The 18,054-nt window shown below is 39.2% G+C and carries 18 protein-coding genes; 12 read left to right on the top strand and 6 right to left on the bottom strand.

What is annotated here, in order from left to right; genetic code table 11:
• Positions 1-103 precede the first annotated feature (103 nt).
• Positions 104-361 carry a helix-turn-helix domain-containing protein gene (locus AACU95_RS04755; RefSeq protein ID WP_036919663.1) on the top strand — a complete coding sequence of 86 codons (258 nt, stop codon included), beginning with the start codon at positions 104-106 and terminating at the stop codon, positions 359-361.
• Between the two features lie 475 nt (positions 362-836).
• Here the strand turns inward: AACU95_RS04755 and prfH are convergent, their stop codons facing one another.
• The 4 genes from prfH to deoC all read right to left on the bottom strand — a co-directional run bounded on the left by prfH (position 837) and on the right by deoC (position 4,351).
• Entirely contained in the window at positions 837-1,448 is a 612-nt protein-coding gene (gene prfH / locus AACU95_RS04750; RefSeq protein WP_141191978.1) for a peptide chain release factor H, read from the bottom strand.
• On the bottom strand, positions 1,448-2,584 hold the full coding sequence (locus AACU95_RS04745; RefSeq protein WP_026090512.1) for an RNA ligase RtcB family protein: 1,137 nt from the start codon (positions 2,582-2,584) through the stop codon (positions 1,448-1,450). Before AACU95_RS04745 ends, prfH begins: the two co-directional genes overlap by 1 nt.
• 266 nt (positions 2,585-2,850) lie before the next feature.
• The gene (locus tag AACU95_RS04740) at positions 2,851-3,627 is read right to left on the bottom strand and encodes a DeoR family transcriptional regulator (protein ID WP_004246149.1); all 777 of its coding nucleotides are present in this window, start codon (positions 3,625-3,627) and stop codon (positions 2,851-2,853) included.
• A 55-nt stretch (positions 3,628-3,682) separates the two neighbouring features.
• Complete coding sequence (deoC, locus tag AACU95_RS04735) at positions 3,683-4,351, bottom strand: deoxyribose-phosphate aldolase (protein ID WP_004246148.1); 669 nt, start codon at positions 4,349-4,351, stop codon at positions 3,683-3,685.
• 179 nt (positions 4,352-4,530) lie between these two features.
• On the opposite strand from deoC, the gene rbsK reads away from it, so the two are divergent.
• The 8 genes from rbsK to ilvN all read left to right on the top strand — a co-directional run bounded on the left by rbsK (position 4,531) and on the right by ilvN (position 12,081).
• On the top strand, positions 4,531-5,451 hold the full coding sequence (gene rbsK, locus AACU95_RS04730; protein WP_004249546.1) for a ribokinase: 921 nt from the start codon (positions 4,531-4,533) through the stop codon (positions 5,449-5,451).
• Positions 5,452-5,667: 216 nt separating this feature from the next.
• Positions 5,668-6,582: an N-acetylmuramic acid 6-phosphate etherase gene (gene murQ, locus AACU95_RS04725; protein WP_004249544.1), complete on the top strand. Its 915-nt coding sequence runs from the start codon at positions 5,668-5,670 to the stop codon at positions 6,580-6,582.
• Positions 6,583-6,621: 39 nt separating this feature from the next.
• Positions 6,622-7,986 (top strand): PTS transporter subunit EIIC, encoded by a 1,365-nt coding sequence (locus tag AACU95_RS04720; RefSeq protein WP_012368783.1) that lies wholly within the window; start codon positions 6,622-6,624, stop codon positions 7,984-7,986.
• Positions 7,987-8,017: 31 nt separating this feature from the next.
• The gene (locus AACU95_RS04715) at positions 8,018-8,869 is read left to right on the top strand and encodes a MurR/RpiR family transcriptional regulator (protein WP_110144590.1); all 852 of its coding nucleotides are present in this window, start codon (positions 8,018-8,020) and stop codon (positions 8,867-8,869) included.
• Positions 8,869-9,657: a sulfite exporter TauE/SafE family protein gene (locus tag AACU95_RS04710; RefSeq protein WP_012368784.1), complete on the top strand. Its 789-nt coding sequence runs from the start codon at positions 8,869-8,871 to the stop codon at positions 9,655-9,657. The genes AACU95_RS04715 and AACU95_RS04710 overlap by 1 nt, the downstream gene beginning before the upstream one ends.
• A 235-nt stretch (positions 9,658-9,892) precedes the next feature.
• Positions 9,893-9,991 (top strand): ilvB operon leader peptide IvbL, encoded by a 99-nt coding sequence (gene ivbL / locus AACU95_RS04705; protein ID WP_004249539.1) that lies wholly within the window; start codon positions 9,893-9,895, stop codon positions 9,989-9,991.
• 107 nt (positions 9,992-10,098) lie between these two features.
• Positions 10,099-11,793 (top strand): acetolactate synthase large subunit, encoded by a 1,695-nt coding sequence (ilvB, locus tag AACU95_RS04700; RefSeq protein WP_004249538.1) that lies wholly within the window; start codon positions 10,099-10,101, stop codon positions 11,791-11,793.
• Positions 11,794-11,796: 3 nt separating this feature from the next.
• Positions 11,797-12,081, top strand: a complete 285-nt coding sequence (gene ilvN / locus AACU95_RS04695) for an acetolactate synthase small subunit (RefSeq protein ID WP_004246140.1) — start codon at positions 11,797-11,799, stop codon at positions 12,079-12,081.
• Between the two features lie 50 nt (positions 12,082-12,131).
• Here ilvN and AACU95_RS04690 read toward each other — a convergent pair whose 3' ends face one another.
• On the bottom strand, positions 12,132-13,028 hold the full coding sequence (locus AACU95_RS04690; RefSeq protein ID WP_004249537.1) for a cation diffusion facilitator family transporter: 897 nt from the start codon (positions 13,026-13,028) through the stop codon (positions 12,132-12,134).
• Positions 13,029-13,104: 76 nt separating this feature from the next.
• Positions 13,105-13,683, bottom strand: a complete 579-nt coding sequence (locus AACU95_RS04685; protein ID WP_004246138.1) for a helix-turn-helix domain-containing protein — start codon at positions 13,681-13,683, stop codon at positions 13,105-13,107.
• A 238-nt stretch (positions 13,684-13,921) separates the two neighbouring features.
• Between AACU95_RS04685 and AACU95_RS04680 the strand changes: the two genes are divergently transcribed.
• From AACU95_RS04680 to AACU95_RS04670, 3 genes are all read left to right on the top strand, one after another.
• Positions 13,922-15,109 carry an MFS transporter gene (locus AACU95_RS04680; protein ID WP_004246137.1) on the top strand — a complete coding sequence of 396 codons (1,188 nt, stop codon included), beginning with the start codon at positions 13,922-13,924 and terminating at the stop codon, positions 15,107-15,109.
• A 771-nt stretch (positions 15,110-15,880) separates the two neighbouring features.
• A complete protein-coding gene (locus tag AACU95_RS04675; RefSeq protein ID WP_004246136.1) occupies positions 15,881-17,227 on the top strand; it encodes an NCS2 family permease in 1,347 nt (448 codons plus the stop codon).
• 127 nt (positions 17,228-17,354) lie between these two features.
• Entirely contained in the window at positions 17,355-17,858 is a 504-nt protein-coding gene (locus AACU95_RS04670; protein WP_004246135.1) for a GNAT family N-acetyltransferase, read from the top strand.
• Positions 17,859-18,054: the final 196 nt, after the last annotated feature.

Genomic DNA, 18,054 nt, shown 5'->3' with positions numbered 1-18,054 from the left:
CTTGTTTTTTGATAGCCGTTGGCTATCGTAATCTTTTTATTGATCGTTTTTATCAATTTGTACTAGAATCATCATTAGGGTTACCTGTCATTGAGGGGCGTATATGATGATCAATACAGTGGTAGGGAAAAGAATACAAAATAGAAGAAAAGAATTAAATATATCAAGTTCGAGAATTGCATTACAGTTAGGGATGACAGAGCAATATTATCTAAAATTAGAAAATGGTTATACTAAGATAACCGTTGATGAATTAATATGTATTGCGATTATTTTGAAAGTGTCACCACAAAGTTTATTACTAAAATCAACTGTTAGTCAGCAAAATAGGGATAGCCAATTAAATAATTATTATCACTAATAATATTATCACAATAGTGCTTTGTTAAAAAATACTCATATAGTAGTAGTTTATTGAGTAATATAGTAATGATAAGAAATTACTTTTAGGCATCTTTGATATTAAAATATAAGTATATATCTTTATTGAACGTCATAAATCAATAATTGATGATGCATATTTGATCGTTTTAAGATGTTTTCTATTACCACTCTATAGTGTTAATGCTTTGTTTTTATAGTATAAAATCAGGTCTAATGTTAAATGAAATAGTAATTAAAAGTCGTGATAGATGGCTAATCGTCACTAAAGTGAATTAATAATAACCCTCTATCTTATACTGATGGCATTTAACATCGCTGATGCGTTTTTATTTTCGCTATCTACTAAGGTGTATAACCGATTTTATTATTTAGGATCACAGTGATGGTTTAATTATTAGATTTATTAGTCAGTTAAGCCACGATTTAATAACGTGGCTTTAGTTTTATATGAGTTATTTCGTTATTGGTAAAAACTCACGTCCATAAAAACAATGAGTTGCATTACCACGGATCACTCGGTGATGAGCTAGGTGTCGCTGGTTATTAAATGAAGCTTGCTGTTGGGATAGATAATGAGTTAGATACCAAGCAATAAGCTGTTTCGCTAATTTTTTATTAGCATGTTGGCTTCGCTGAGACTGGATCTTGACGCTAATGCCTGTTGCAATATGCGTCGCTCTGACAGCTGAACTCGTTTTATTAACATGTTGTCCTCCGGGGCCATTGGCACGCATGGTTTCAAATAAAATTTCGGTGTCTTGGATTTCTTGTGGTGGGTCAAAATAAGCGATACCGATAAACCAATTTTTGCGTTTATGTTTAGGTCTTAAAGTACTTGTACATTGCCATTGCACAGTGCCTGACCATTGTTGTGCGATAGCTTTAGCCTCTGCACCTTTAAGCGATACTAATACTGACTTTAAACCATAACGAGATGGCTCTTGCTCAAGAATTATCACATCAACTTGCCGCTGCTCTGTGACGGTTAGAAAATAATTCAATGTTTTTTCTACCGCTATACAGCATTCTTCGGGGCCTTGTGCTGAAGAAAATTGTAATAACATTATGCTATCTCCCCACTGGTTTTATAAGTAATAACCGGTTTTAAGCGGGCGATAACCTCAATTAAACCAAGACTCCTCATACTTTCTATAACAGTTTCAATTGATTTATACGATTGAGGCGCTTCCTCATAAATTAATTGTTTATTAGCACAAATAATACGGCTACCTAGTGCTGTGCGTGAGAGCTGTAATGGCGTAAATCGATGTGATAAACGGCCTTTACACTCAGTTCGCATCCACTTTCTACCCGCACCATGTGGTAGAGAATGGAGGCTTAATTCAGAGATAATAGGTTTAACGAGATAACTGTGATCACCACGTGAACCAGGAATAACCACAATATCGTGATGGGCGGGCGTCGCCCCTTTGCGATGTAACCATCCCTGTTGATTATATAATTCGCAAGGCTCTACCAGATTATGGTTAACATCAGTAATAACCGTTCCTTGTGTATGAATTTGTTCCATCATTCTATGGCCAATCAAGTGGCGATTGAGCTTAGCATAATTAAGAGCATGGTCATGGGCTTGTAAGTAGTCATTGGCAGCGTCTGTATTCGCGACCAGTCCTTGATGGCCAAATTGCTCTGTGTGAGCACGTAAAATAGATTGCCCTAAACCACGTGAACCGCTATGCACCAATAGCAATAATTGTTTTTTATTAATACCACTGTTTGTAAACAATGCTTGATTAATAACTTGGTCAATTTGTTGGAATTCAGCAAAGTGATTTCCACCACCAATAGAGCCTAATGAGTGAGCAAATGGATGATTTTGCATATCTGCAGGTAAATTATCTATCAACCATTCGATGGGCGCGATATCACTCATTTCGCTCAATTTTTTTTCTATTTTATCTAAATTGAGTTTGCTATGGTTAAATTCTGTTTGAAACAGTGTCATACCACAGCCAATGTCATTACCGACTAAAGCAGGGTAAAAACGGTTAACAGAAAAAAAAGCCGCTCCAATGGGATAACCACGACCGGGATGTAAGTCTGGCATGCCAGTGACATAAGCCATTTCAGGAAGTTGAGCGGTTGTTACTAGTTGTTGGATTGCTTTACTTTCAATCCAAGTTTTATCTGAGGCGATATAACAAACGCGATCAGATAAATAATGAACACATTTGTCCATATTCCAATCCATATATTGTAAAGGATAAAAAATAACGTGATTGGCGGACAGTAAAAAGAAAGGATTACTTTTGAGATTGTCCGCAAAGAGTATTCATATTTGTTGTTGTCATGGGATACCTCCTTGCAGTTCTGTGAAATGGAAAATAATAAATCAGGCGAATAGTAATCACTTTTTTTCACTTTAGCAATTAAAAAAGTAGCGTGATTTTTCTTTCTGTTTACCAAAAAAAGTAAATTAGGGAACAGTGAGATTTTTCTTTTGGGTTAATAAATAATTTTAACTGAGCTTTTTCGGCAATAGGCTTCGTAATCATCTGTTAATTTTCTATCGGTGATCACGACATCAAATTGCGCTAAATCGCCCATATTGCCTGTGGCGGTTTCATCGAAGGCATGGTATTTGGTGAGTAAGATCTTGCGAATCGATTTATCCATCGCTTTTCTTTTCATATGAAGATCATCGATGTTGTAGCAAGAAACACCAAAATCGAGGTGGACACCCTCTGCGGAAATAAAGGCTTTTTTCGGGTTTATGTTATCAAGGTAACAAGGCTGGAGGGGATTATAAAATGAGTCGCTTTTAGGGCGATATTCGCCACCACACAGTAGTACAGTCGCATTTTTCTTTCGGCTTAATGCCAGAAAAACGCGGTGCGAATAACAAATACCAGTAAAGTGTAAACTCTCAGGAATAAGCTCAATTAATGTCGGAATAAGTTGGCCATTATCAAAAAATAGTACATCACCTTCAGACACCATGCCCGCAGCAAGATTAGGAATATGTAATTCTTGGGTTTGATCCGGGGTGATAATATCACTAGTCGATGTGATTAGGTTGCTATGAGGTTGTGCCAACGCGACAATATAGCCACCAAGCAGTGACATCGGATAGGGGTTTTCAACATCTGAACTGAGATCACGACGAATGGTCATTTCAGATACTTCAAGGATCCTCGCGGCATCTTTGAGATGGATGCGGCCTGAGCGTTTTATGCATTCGCTAAGGCGACGCAAACGTTCATGCTGTTTGGTCTCTATCACCTAAGGATCCTTCTATTATCGAATAGCGTATCCCATATAACGATACGCTAGGCTATTAGTAATTTGATTCTGGTGCATCTGAATCTGTTACAATCGCAACACTGGCACTTGCACCAATACGTGTTGCCCCCGCTTTGATCATCTTTAAGGCTGTTTGGCGATCACGTACACCACCTGACGCTTTTACGCCCATTTTGTCACCGACAGTTTGACGCATTAAAGCGACATGGTGTTCTGTGGCACCCATTGTACTGTATCCAGTTGATGTTTTAACAAAATCAACACCGACTTCGCAACACATTTCACAAACTAAACGTACTTCGTCGTCAGTTAATAGGCATGTTTCTAGAATAACTTTTAGTGTTGTATTTCCGCAAGCGGCTTTTACCGCGGCAATATCTTGTTTTACAAAATCAAAACGACCACTTTTTAACATGCCAATGTTGATAACCATATCGACTTCTTGAGCACCTTGGCGAATAGCTTCTGCCGCTTCAAATGCTTTGGTTGCTGTTAGGCCTGCACCAAATGGGAAGTCGATAACACAGCATACTTTAACATCACTTCCGGTTAGGCAAGTTCTTGCTAAAGGGATATAAGAAGTGTTAATACACACAGAGAAGAAACCGTGTTCAACAGCTTCAGCACATAATTGTTTGATTTGTGCTTCAGTTGTATCTGCAGCAAGTAGAGTATGATCGATATAATTAGCTAATGGACGCATAATCGTTTCCTTAAGAGAAGATTGTTATTTATCACTCATGTTAGTTTGGCAACATAATAGTGAGCTTTTAACGGGATAACAATCACAAATGATATTTAAATAACATGATATTGTTATATATCTATCTAAATGTAACTATTCTAACATTTTAACTTTTTCATTAGGGTGAGAGGGGCACTATGGATATCGCAGTGATTGGTTCAAATATGGTGGATTTGATCACCTATATAGATAGGATGCCAAAAGAGGGAGAAACCCTTGAGGCGCCAGCATTTAAGATTGGTTGCGGCGGGAAAGGGGCAAATCAAGCGGTTGCCGCTGCAAAATTAAATTCTAAGGTGATGATGTTAACCAAAGTGGGGGATGATATTTTCGCAGATAACACCATCATGAATTTAGAGTCTTATGGTATTAATACTCGTTATGTTGAAAAAGTGCCCGGAACCACCAGTGGTGTTGCACCTATTTTTGTCACCTCTCAATCATCCAATAGTATTTTGATCGTAAAAGGCGCGAATCAGCATCTATCTGCTGAAGATATCGATAGAGCTGCGGTGAGTTTAAAAAAATGTCGTATGATTGTGCTGCAATTAGAAATCCCGCTTGAAACGGTCTATCACGCGATTGAGTTCGGTAATAAACATCATATTCCAGTATTGTTTAATCCGGCACCAGCATCGAAAGCTTTAGATCTCACTATCGCCGCACAATGTGATTTTTTTGTCCCCAATGAGACAGAGCTGGAAATTTTAACGGGTATGCCAATTAATACGTTGGATGAAATTCGAGAAGCAGCCTATTTTTTACTCGAAAAAGGGTTTAAAAATATCATTGTTACATTAGGTGAAAAAGGGGCGTTATGGGTGAATGGGGAAATTGAGAAATATATCCCCGCCATTGAAGTTAATGCCGTTGATACCAGCGGTGCTGGAGATGCTTTTATTGGCTGTTTTTCTCATTACTATGTGCATACCGGCAATATTGAAGAAGCGTTAAATAAAGCGGTTATGTTTTCGGGTTTAAGTGTCACAGGAAAAGGCACTCAATCTTCTTATCCTAGTATTGAAGAATTTAGCGAATTTTTAAGCTCAGCAAAATAGCCATCAATGAGCCATACCTCTCACAGCTCTCCTGTTTAAAATCAGGAGAGCTTTATTATCAATAAGTTATCTTTTTTACATCGCGTTAAGTTTGTTTTTAGTTGAATGTTTTTACGGTATTGTGATTTTGTTCACAAAATAGTCATCAATAACATTGAATTAAAATTTCATTAGATGTAATTTTAATTGAAATACTATTTCATTAAGATTATTACAATGAAAGATGATGCATTGAGTTTATGTCTTCAAAATGAAAGTAACCAAGAGACCACACAATTTTCTGAGCTAAGTACCTTAGCGTTAGTTTCGTTAATTAATAGTGCCGATATCACCGTGGCCTATGCTGTAAAGAAAGAATTACCCGCAATCGCGAAAGCCGTAGACAAAATTTGTGAACGTCTACGTCAAGGGGGACGCATTTTTTATGTCGGCGCAGGAACAAGTGGCCGATTAGCGGTATTAGATAGCGCGGAATGTCCGCCTACTTTTGGCGTTTCTCCCTCACTGGTACAAGCCATTATTGCTGGTGGGCATGATGCTATGCTTCAAGCCGTTGAGAATATTGAAGATAATCAACAAGCTGCTATCGAAGAGTTGCAACGCCGTGAGGTAAATTCTAACGATGTCGTTATTGGTATCGCTGCCAGTGGTCGCACGCCATTTACAGTGGCTGCATTACAGTATGCAAAGCAGATCAATGCATTAACGCTCTCAATTACTACCCGCGGTAAAGGTATGATGAGTGAAATAGCCGATTTATCCATCGCGCCAGATGTCGGCGCCGAAGTGTTAACAGGCTCGACAAGAATGAAAAGTGGCACGGCTCAAAAAATGATCTTAGGTATGCTAAGTACCAGTGTAATGACTCGTTTAGGTAAGGTGCATAAAAACCTGATGGTCGATGTGGTGGCCAGTAATGAAAAATTACAGCGACGTGCTGAAGGTATTGTGAGTGAAGTGTGTGGGATCACAACACAAAAAGCAGCGGAGTTATTAAAAATGGTTAATTATCATCCGCGAAAAGCCATTTTAATGTATGAGCTTCATCTGAGTGTAGAGAAGGTTGAGCAAATGACACAACGCTATCCTTACCACTCTTTACAACAACAGTTAGCCCTATTTAATGAATAACAATATCAGTCAATCCTCTGAACTCTAGCAGGCACAATTATGGCTAATAAAATAGAACATCTCGACACCTTAGCATCAGAAATAGAAAAACAGGCTGGTGGGTTTAGCAATATCGCAACCTTAACACATTGTATGACCCGTATTCGTTTGATCTTAAAAGATAGTTCGCTATTTAATACCGAAGCATTAAAACAAGTCGAAGGTGTCAAAGGCGTGGTATTTAATGGCGAGCAACATCAAGTCATAGTAGGAATGGGAACGGCCGCCAAAGTTTATTCAATCATGAATAAACGTATGCAAAAAAACACAGATAATAGCGAAGAAGCCCCTGCGTCAACACCAGTGAAAAAAGGGTTTTCCATACGCCGTATGCTAAATACGTTGGCGGCTATTTTTGTTCCTACTATCCCAGCATTAATTGGCTGTGGTTTAATTATGGGGCTAATTAATATTATTCGTTTAGTGGCACCTGGCTTAGTTGATCAGTTTCCTGAACTCTTTAAGCTATTTAAACTGATCGGAAGCACCGTATTTGCTTATCTTTCTATTATGATAGGTATAAATACGGCTAAAGAGTTAGGGGCTTCAACCTCCATAGGTGCTGTTATGGCGGGATTATTAGCCATGCCGGGACTGGCTGATATCACATTATTTGGTGAGAAATTACAGCCTAATAGTGGTGGGATCTTCGCGGTCTTAATGGTGGTGGTATTCTCTTCAAAATTAGAGCTATGGTTTCGCAGTATTGTAAAAGAGAGTCTTGATCTTATTTTAACCCCCTTTGTCACTATTTTAGTTTCTGCGTTAGTGGCAATTATGGTATTCCAACCTATTGGTCATTATCTGAATCAACTATTAGCGCAAGGCGTCTCCTTATCACTATTAAATCATGGTGGCGGTGCGGTTGTGACAGGCGCAGCGTTAGGGGGTAGTTTCTTATTCTTATTACTAACCGGTCTACACCAAGGTTTAATACCGATCCACACTGAAATTTTAAATACCTTTGGGTTAAATTACCTATTCCCTATTTTAGCAATGGGCGGAATGGGGCAAGTAGGCTCTTGTTTCTGGGTTTATTTACGTACTAAAAACCAACGCTTAAAGAAAACATTAATGGGTGCATTGCCTGTCGGCATTTTCGGCGTGGGTGAGCCTTTATTATTTGGTGTCTCTTTACCTTTAGGTAAGCCCTTTATTGCTGGTTGTATTGGCGGTGCTGCGGGTGGCGCATTAATGGCTTATTTTCAGGTTGGGATCATTATTCCATTTGGTACTGCTGGGTTATCATTAATTCCACTGGTGGGGGATGGGCAGATCATCAAATTCCTTATCGCAGTATTGGGGGCTTGGGTTGTCGGTTTTATTGCCAGTATATTAATCGGATTTACCGATCCAGAAAAATAAGTCAGAAGAAGAAAAGAAAAAGGATAATAGAATGTCAACACTGACTAAGAAACTTGAAAATTTGCGCTTACAAGGCAAAGGGACAGAGCAACGTCTCGCCCACTATTTATTAGAAAATAGCGATAATATTGCCAGTATGAATGCCGCAGAATTGGCACAAAAAGCCGGTGTCAGTAGTGCTTCTGTTATCCGTTTTTCCCGCCAAATGGGGTATGGCGGTTATCCTGAATTTAAAATTGATTATCTCTCAGAGGAAAAACAACAAAAAAGCAGTAGTGATATTCTTTATGCCAATTTAGCCAAAACAGACTCGACAGAGCAGATTATTGCTAAAACAGGACATCTATTTACTACCGCCATTCAGGATTCGATAGCGTTACTGGATGCAGCGACGATAGATCTACTCGCTGAGAAAATGCTCAGCGCTAAACGGATCGTTTTATTTGGTGTGGGCGCATCTGCGATCGTTGCGAGCGATATCTTCCATAAACTGATCCGAGTGAATAAAAACACCTTATTTAGTGCAGATCTCCATGCGCAACTTGCTTATTCAGCGAATTTATCCGCGGATGATTTGGCGATTGCTGTTACTGCAAGAGGCAATACTGCGGATATTAATCGAATGCTGAAAGCGGCAAAACAAGAAGGCTGTATTACAGTGGCTTTAACACGTTTTGGGCAAGATGAAGCTACGCGCTTAGCGAATTACACATTACCTTATTTTTATGATGAGCAACATTCACAATTGGGGGTGATCACACCGCAAGTATTGCAAATGGTCGCTTTTGATGTGCTGTTTTTTAAATATATGACACTGGCAAAAGGCTCAGCGGAAAAAGCGCTATTAAAAGGGCGACAAGCTGTAATGCAAGGAAATCAATAATGTTATTTATCACCATATTAGCTGTTGGTGCGGCGATTGGCTTAATTATTAGCACAACGGGGGTAGGTGGTGGTGTTATTGTTTTACCTATATTAACGTATTTCTTTGGTATGAATGCATTAATGGCGGTGGCAACCGCAAATTTACTTTCAATGTTGATGAAAGTGACATCCTCATATATGCATTTCCGTTTGGGGAATATTCCCTTTAAACGAGCCATGATAGTCCTTGGCATTATGTTGCCAAGTACTTTTTTAGCGAGTTTACTCGTCAATTATTTAGGTTCATTAACGCAATATCAGCAGCAAGTTGAGTGGGGGATTAATGCGCTGGTGGTGGCTGCCATTATTTTTTCTCTCTTTTTGTTTATTCAAAGAATGTTTTTCTCTTCACCTGTGATAGCTAAACAGATAACCCCATTAGCGCCTCTCAATATTAAGGCACTGTTATTGCCGGCGATTGCAGCAGGTGTTGTTTTAGGTGCCACAGGGGTCGGTGGTGGTGTGGTGGTGTTACCTTTATTATTGCGTTACGCCAATCTATCGATAAAACAAGCGATAGGTACTTCGATTTTTACGACCACCCTATTATCAGGCTCTTCTGCATTAGCTTATATGCAAGATGGTCATACCGATATTCATTTAGCATTGCTGCTGTTTCTTGGCTCTTTGATCTCCATTCCTCTATCAAAATGGCTATTAATTAAAATGCCGGATAGGGTATTTCAGTATGCAACGTTGTTTTTAATTTTATGCAGCGCTTTTATGATGTTGGCGAGATTGTTTTAACTGATAGCCATACTATGGTATTGCGTCGATTCTTTATTCTTTGTTGGTGCTTTTTTCTGGTTTTTTATGCTATTACGACACGGGGTTACTACTTTGATTAACAAGTGATCTAGCTCTCGTTTTGAGTGGTGATAAAAAATAAACTGAAAAAAAAGGTTGTTAATTTATAGAAGTTATGTTTTTTTAGATACAGATAACAGACAAACACATCATTACATTAATTGATAGGTAACCCATGATCATCACTACTCTACTACAAACTCTACGACTAACAGCGCACATCGCGGCTGTAGTTGTTGTGCGTGTGGTGGTGGTCGTCGGCAAAGCGCCGTAACGGGTCCGAATCAACACAGTTTCGCAACCCCGCCGGCGTATTAACCGGGCGGGGTTTTTCATATCTACCGCCCATAAAGTCCGGCTTAGTAAAAAGGACACAGAACAATGGGTGCTCAACAAGATAATGCCACAGGAAAAACCTTCACTGGTGCGCAATTAATTGTTTATTTACTGGAACGGCAAGGTATCACTACGGTTGCGGGGATCCCCGGCGGAGCCGCTCTTCCTTTGTATGATGCATTAAGCCAAAGTCAGTCTATTCGCCATATTTTGACACGTCATGAACAAGGGGCGGGTTTTATTGCCCAAGGTATGGCTAGAGCAAATGGTCAGCCTGCGGTGTGTATTGCCTCAAGTGGACCGGGGGCGACAAACTTAGTTACAGCCATTGCTGATGCAAAATTAGACTCAATTCCTTTGGTTTGCATTACGGGGCAAGTCTCTTCTGCCATGATTGGGACTGATGCGTTTCAAGAAGTTGATACCTATGGGATGTCTATTCCTATTACCAAACACAACTATTTAGTACGCGATATCGCACAGTTGCCGGAAATTATCTGTGATGCGTTTCGTTTGGCAATGTCAGGTCGCCCTGGACCTGTATGGGTTGATGTACCTAAAGATATTCAACAAGCGACTATCACCTTAGATCAATTGCCACCGATACCACAAAAAGATGCAGCTCCAGCCTTTAATACCGATTTGGTGATCCAAGCCGCGCAAATGATTAACCAAGCGAAAAATCCTGTGCTTTATTTAGGGGGCGGTATTATTAGCTCTGAAGCGTGTAAAGAAGCGATTGAGTTGGCGGAGAAAAATAGCCTACCCACCACGATGACGTTAATGGGATTAGGTTTAATGCCACCAACACACCCGCTATATTTAGGGATGTTAGGTATGCATGCGGCACGGAGTACCAACTTTATTTTAGAAGAAGCCGATCTGCTGATCGTATTGGGGGCGCGATTTGATGATAGGGCAATTGGTAAAGCAGAAAAATTTTGCCCCAATGCGAAGATCATCCATGTTGATATTGATAGGGCAGAGATAAGCAAGATCAAACGTCCTGATATTGCCATTCATGCAGATGCTAAAGCGGTACTGTCGCTGTTATTACCTTTAATTAATATCAATCAGCGCAACGAATGGATAGATAGAGTCAATACCTTAAAACAAGAATATCCCTTAGAAATGAAAAACTCACACAATATTCTTAGCGGTTACGGCATCGTACTTGCCGCGGCAAATTGTGTTGATGATGAAGCGATTATTACTACCGATGTAGGGCAGCATCAGATGTGGGTTGCTCAAGCTTATCCACTGAATCGACCGCGCCAATGGTTAACATCAGGAGGCTTGGGGACGATGGGATTTGGGTTGCCGGCAGCGATAGGGGCCGCATTGGCAGAGCCAAATAAAAAGATCCTCTGTTTTTCAGGGGATGGTAGCATCATGATGAATATTCAGGAGTTAGCAACAGCCGCTGAGCATCAGTTAGATGTAAAGATTATTTTGATAAATAATCAAGCATTAGGGTTAGTACACCAACAACAAACACTCTTTTTTGATGAGCGTATTTATGCCGCAGCCTACCCTTATCAAACGGATTTTATTCGTATTGCTCAAGGATTTGGGTTGGATACTTGTGATTTAAATCAAGAAGCAGATCCTCAGGCAGCGTTACAAGCGGCAATTGCTAAACCTGGGCCTTGTTTAATTCATGCCATGATTGATATTAACGAAAAAGTATTTCCAATGGTTCCGCCGGGGGCGGCAAATATCGAGATGATAGGAGCTTAATTTATGTCACTACAATCACAACCTATCGCACTAGAACTTATTGTTCGTAACCATCCCGGTGTGATGACCCATATTTGTGGGCTATTTGCGCGTCGTGCATTTAACGTCGATGGTATTTTATGTTTACCAATGAAAAACAGCGATAAAAGTCGTATTTGGTTATTAGTACAAAAAGATGAACGCTTAATGCAGATGGTGAGTCAAGTGGAAAAACTTGAGGACGTAAAAGAAGTGCGTTTTAGTGATGATCTGCGCGTTTTTGAACAGATGGAAAGTTATTTAAATTAATTGCACTGTTCTGGCTCTTTTTAGGCACGAGAGAGCCAGAACCTGAATATTTAATGATGATTATCTTCCAGATGTTGTTTATCCTCGCTTTCCATCTGTAAGGTAATATGATTGATATGAAATTGTTCACGTAGTTGCTTATCAATAGCAAGTCGTAATGTTTCACTATCTACATTGGGTTGATAGACAATATGACCACTGAGGATCAACTTGCTTTGCGTCAGTGCCCATAAATGCAAATCATGGGAGCTAGCCACCCCTGCGGTATTATTAATGGTGTCTGTTACCTCAGTTAAATTAATGCCTTTAGGCACGCCTTCTAATAAAATATTCAGGCACTCTTTTAATAAGATCCACGTGCGCGGAAAGACCATAAAGCCGATTAATACCGCAATAATTGAATCAACTAATTGCCAACCGGTTAGCCAAATAATTACTGCTCCAATAATGACGCCCACTGAGCCTAACATATCCGCCCACACTTCAAGATAAGCCCCTTTAACGTTTAAGCTTTCATCTTTTGCACTGGTGAGCATTTTCATTGAGATAAAATTAATGATAAGCCCTGCGATTGCCACAACAAGCATACCCATAGACTGAATGTCAGGAGGGGAAGAGAGTCGTTGATAAGCCTCATAAAGAATATAAAAAGCCACCGCCATTAAGATCAGTGCATTCATCGCAGCAGCCAATATTTCAAAACGAGCATAGCCATAAGTTCTGAATAGATCTGCTGCTTTTCTACCTGCGTGGATCGCGATAAGAGCAAGTAAGAGTGCAAATGCATCTGTCATCATATGCATTGCATCAGAAATCAAGGCTAAACTTTCTGTTAAGTAGCCACCAATAAACTCAATCACCATAAAAGAGCCTGTTAATGCAAAAGCAATTAACAGACGTGATTCAGGTAGCGCTTTGACATCACCGTGCTCGTGGCCTGCACCCATGCTATTTATCCCCGCCATTATTAATAATACTTAGAATAATAGTTTAAATGGCGGTGAAATATAATGGGTATTTGTCTTAAGGACGATGATGATAGTGTTGTTGATTGGGGCTAGACATGATAACTGATGCGCGCATATGGCCTTCCACACAAATATAAGAGTGTGGCGCATTACCATGAAAGGCGTAAAAATCGCCGGTTTCTAATAATACGGTTTCATCGTTAGCAAAACGCATCATCAGTTTGCCAGAATAGACCATAATATGCTCTTGGGTGCCGTCGGCATGGGCTGGGCTATTAATAATTGCCCCGTGCTTCATCTCAATATGCCAAATTTCAGTAATATTGCCGATGCCAATACGGAATTTAAATTCTTGTGCATAGTCGCCAACGATAGGCTTATGTCGCTCTAAGCGAGGATATTCTTCGCGGGTAAAACTAAATAAATCACCTAATGGAAATCCAAGGGCTATCGCGATAGCTTCTAAGGTATCGATGCGAGGATTAGAATCGCCAGACTCTAATTTGGACAATGCCGCTTTAGATATGCCTGATTTTCTTGATAACTCATTAAGTGACAAGTTTCGAGATTGTCTTAACTGCTTAACCTTATTACCAAGGTATTCGTTTGTCTTTTTCGGTGATTGTGGGTTCATTGCCAATTCAAAATATTGTCAGTTTAAAAGTATAATTTCCTGTAGATGATAACATCAATTCTTCACAGACGGGAAAAGCACAGACTATTTAGACAATATTTTGTGAACAGGGTGCGCGTATCAGGCGATATTTTAAAGCATGTTTATCTATTTCTTATCCCCTATAATAAGGCAATATTTTCCATTCATTCAATATTCACTATGATGAGGTTTCTACAGCGTGTAGAAACAAAATAATATGTTGCAACAAAATTATCGTCAGTCCGAGCTTTTTGCTATTACTACTATTACAGTCAGTATTGCGGTGATAGGGATTGTTATTGGATTAACTATTCCGATGGTGGCTTTACGGCTAAACTTGGCGGGGATCAGTGAATCTATTATTGGTCTGATTTCAGCCGCACCTGCAATGGGAATGTTAATCATCTCACCCTTTGCACGCTATATTGTGCAATGGCTTGGTAAACGTTTAGCGATGTTATTAGCAACGATTATATCAGCCATTAGTCTATTGCCTTTAATGGGGAGTTTGCCATTAGAATTCCTGTTCCCATTACGACTAATCACCGGGATTGCCAGTGGTGTGATGATCTGTTTGGGGGAGACATGGATCAATGAACTTGTACCGGATAATAAGCGAGGTCGTATTTTAGCGATTTATACGACCGTGTTTACTATCAGCCAGTTGCTAGGCCCTTCAATTATTGCGTTATATGGCGTTGCTGATAAAACACCGATCTTAATTAGCGTACTGCTTCATATTATCTCTATCGTGCTATTTTTAATGATGGATCAGAAAGTGGGCGATAAATTAGCTAAAGACTCAGAAGAGTCGCACTTTTCTATTCTTCGTTTTATTAAAGTGGCGCCTGCGATATGTGGTGGCATTATCTTTTTTGCATTTTTTGATGGCACAGTGTTGTCTATGTTCCCTATTTATGGGCTAAGTGTTGGTCATAGTGAAGCGATTGCCGCCATGATGATCAGTGCTATTTTGGCGGGAGATGCCATAATGCAAATGCCATTTGGTTGGCTTGCTGATCATATGAATAGAACACGGCTATACCGAATTTGTGGAGTCATTACATTATTAGCAAGCTTATTATTGCCCATTGCTATGCCACATACTTTAGTTATTTGGCCACTATTATTAGTGCTTGGTGCAACGGCGGGAGCCATTTATACCATTGCATTGGTACAAATTGGGCAATACTTTTCAGGAAATGATCTGATGATAGCAAATGCTTCAGCGGCGATGTTATGGGGCATTGGTAATCTTTCTGGTCCCATTTTAGCCGGTGCTATGTCTGAAATCTCTCCATCTGCGTTACCTTTTTTATTGGTGGTTATGACGGGATTATTTTTAGTTTCGACGATGGATCGCTTTAACTTGCATGTCGACACTCTAAATCGTCATACATCATAATTGCATGCTCTTTTTTACCTTATTGTAGGTAAAAGAGGGCGCTATTTTCATTAAATTAGACAATAATTTCCTGCTGTTTTATCACCCATTCAATTATTTTTTCTTTTATTATCTTTATTTTAATAATCAATGTAATACATACTATTCAAAGGTTTTTATTGGTGATTTATTAAGAATAATCCAGAAATAATAAAATGAAATAAGAAAGATTTGCTAAATGGCACTATTTTCATCTAGTTTTATCACAAGGAGGTGTGTGTTTTTCAAGCAGAGTGTGATGAATACTGAGTCAATATTATCGCCAAACAAGGGAAGATGCTGTTAAAACAGTAAGTTCAAAAATGATAAAAACATAAGAAATATTTAATTAATATTTATAGTATCAAACCAAGCATTATTAATATAAACATCAATGATATTAATAAAAACAGTTGATTATAAGTACGCTTCACCTTTTAGGGTGATTGCGTTGCTAAAACAGTTTAACCAGAGGAGAAATATATCACTATTCTCCTCTTTTCTTTTTTCTGCGAACACTAGAATGTCTTTTTATGACATTTTTGCTAAAAAAGTATTTTTTTTCTTGATTCTTACCCTAAAAGCACCAGATAATCGTTTGCGTCAAATTCTCTCACTCTATCCACATTAATAAACAAACGTTTGCTTTTTCACTCCTCTGATGGTTTTTTTACCATTGGAGGTGATAATAATTTTAGACGTAATCGTTTTCGTTGGGGAGGGTGAACGGTTTTTTTATGTCAGAGGAATGTAATGTCTGCTAATCAATCAGCAACCACAGGTAAACTGGATAATTATTTTAAGCTTACCGCCCGAGGTACTACGGTTCGTAAAGAGATGATCGCCGGTTTAACAACCTTTTTGGCGATGGTCTATTCCGTTATTGTCGTACCCAGTATGCTAGGACAAGCGGGGTTCCCCCACACGGCGGTATTTATCGCAACCTGTTTAGTGGCAGGATTTGGTTCTCTGTTAATGGGATTGTGGGCAAATCTACCTATGGCGATTGGTTGTGCCATTTCATTAACGGCATTTACCGCCTTTAGTTTGGTACTTGGTCAACATATCTCTGTACCTGTTGCTTTGGGGGCAGTGTTTTTGATGGGGTGCCTATTTACCCTATTTTCTTTAACAGGGATCAGAACGTGGATCTTAAAAAATATTCCGATTGGTATCGCTCATGGCGCCGGTATTGGTATCGGGCTATTTTTACTTTTGATCGCAGCCAATAGTGTTGGGTTGGTGGTGAAAAATCCATTAGCCGGATTACCTGTTGCGATGGGAGAATTTACTTCTTTTTCAGTATTAATGTCATTGGCCGGTCTTGCTGCTATTTTTGGTCTAGAAAAACGTAAAGTTCCCGGTGGTGTGTTATTAGTCATTATTGCGATTTCGATTATTGGATTGATTTTTGATCCTAACGTGAAATACCAAGGGTTCTTTAAAATGCCACAATTAGGCGAAGAGGGCCTTGCACTATTATTTGCCATGGATATTAAAGGCGCATTACAACCACTTGTTTTACCTAGTGTATTAGCTTTAGTGATGACGGCTATTTTTGATGCGACAGGAACCATTCGCGCAGTGGCGGGACAAGCTAATTTACTTGATAAACGAGGACAAATTATCAATGGTGGTAAAGCGTTAACTTCTGATTCCGTGAGCAGTATATTTGCTGGGGCAATTGGTGCAGCACCTGCAGCAGTATATGTTGAGTCCGCAGCGGGCACTGCAGCTGGTGGTAAAACAGGGCTCACTGCAACTGTGGTCGGTATTCTCTTTTTATTGATCCTCTTTTTATCACCGCTATCTTATTTAGTTCCCCCCTATGCGACAGCCCCTGCATTAATGTATGTGGGTTTATTGATGTTAGGTAATGTCACTAAGTTAGATTTTAGTGATTTTGTCGATGCGATGTCAGGTATGGTGTGCGCGGTATTTATCGTATTAACGTGTAATATTGTTACAGGCATTATGTTGGGTTTTGGCTGTTTAGTGATTGGCCGTATTTTTGCCGGTGAGTGGCGTAAACTTAATATTGGTACAGTTCTAATTGCTATTGCTTTAGTGGCATTTTATGCCGGACACTGGGCAATTTAATTAAAATCATCAGGTTTAAACATAAAAAGCGGAATATATTTTTATTCCGCTTTTTTGCTATTTATTTATCTAGTTTTATTCGCTATTGTCGAGGTTAAGACTCATTGTTAATTTTTTGGTAAAATAAATGCATCAGATAGAAATACGACATGGTGAGCCTGAAGATGCTATAGCAATACAGCAATTGTATACACATCCAGACTTATATATTTGTACTTGTCAGTTCCCTTATCCATCAGTCACTATGTGGAAAAAAAGGCTAATTGAATTTTCTGAACAAAATATTCCACATTTTGTTGCTTCTTTTGACGGTCAAATCGCAGGTCATTTGGCGTTGATCATCGACAATCATCCTCGTCGTCGGCATATCGTCAGCTTTGGTATTGGTGTTGGTGCTGAGTTTTCAGGAAAAGGTATAGGTAAAGCACTCATTAATACGGCAATTGATTATGCTTTTAATTGGTTGGCTGCAACACGTATCGAGCTAGAAGTTTATGCTGATAATGAAAGAGGACTTCATTTGTATAAAAAATTAGGTTTTGAAGTGGAAGGCATTCGTCGTAATGCAGCCTTCAGAGAAGGTAAATATTGTGATGTTGTGATGATGGCTCAGCTAAAAAATATCGAATAACTCTGTGGGGGCTTGACGCTGTTTTCATTTTTCAATGATAGAGCCTATTTTACTTTTTGATCCTCTTAAGAGTATGACTAGAACAGAAAACAGCAATAACAGCATACTTTTTCTCTTTCTGATGCCGTTAATAGATAACACTATGCATTAATATGTTAGCTTTTTTGTAAGATACGATTAATCTTAATTTTATATC

It is taken from the genome of Proteus sp. G4415 (genome assembly GCF_963896075.1).
In the GTDB taxonomy this organism is placed as follows: domain Bacteria; phylum Pseudomonadota; class Gammaproteobacteria; order Enterobacterales; family Enterobacteriaceae; genus Proteus; species Proteus mirabilis.
This window is presented reverse-complemented; position numbering and strand designations above follow the sequence as displayed.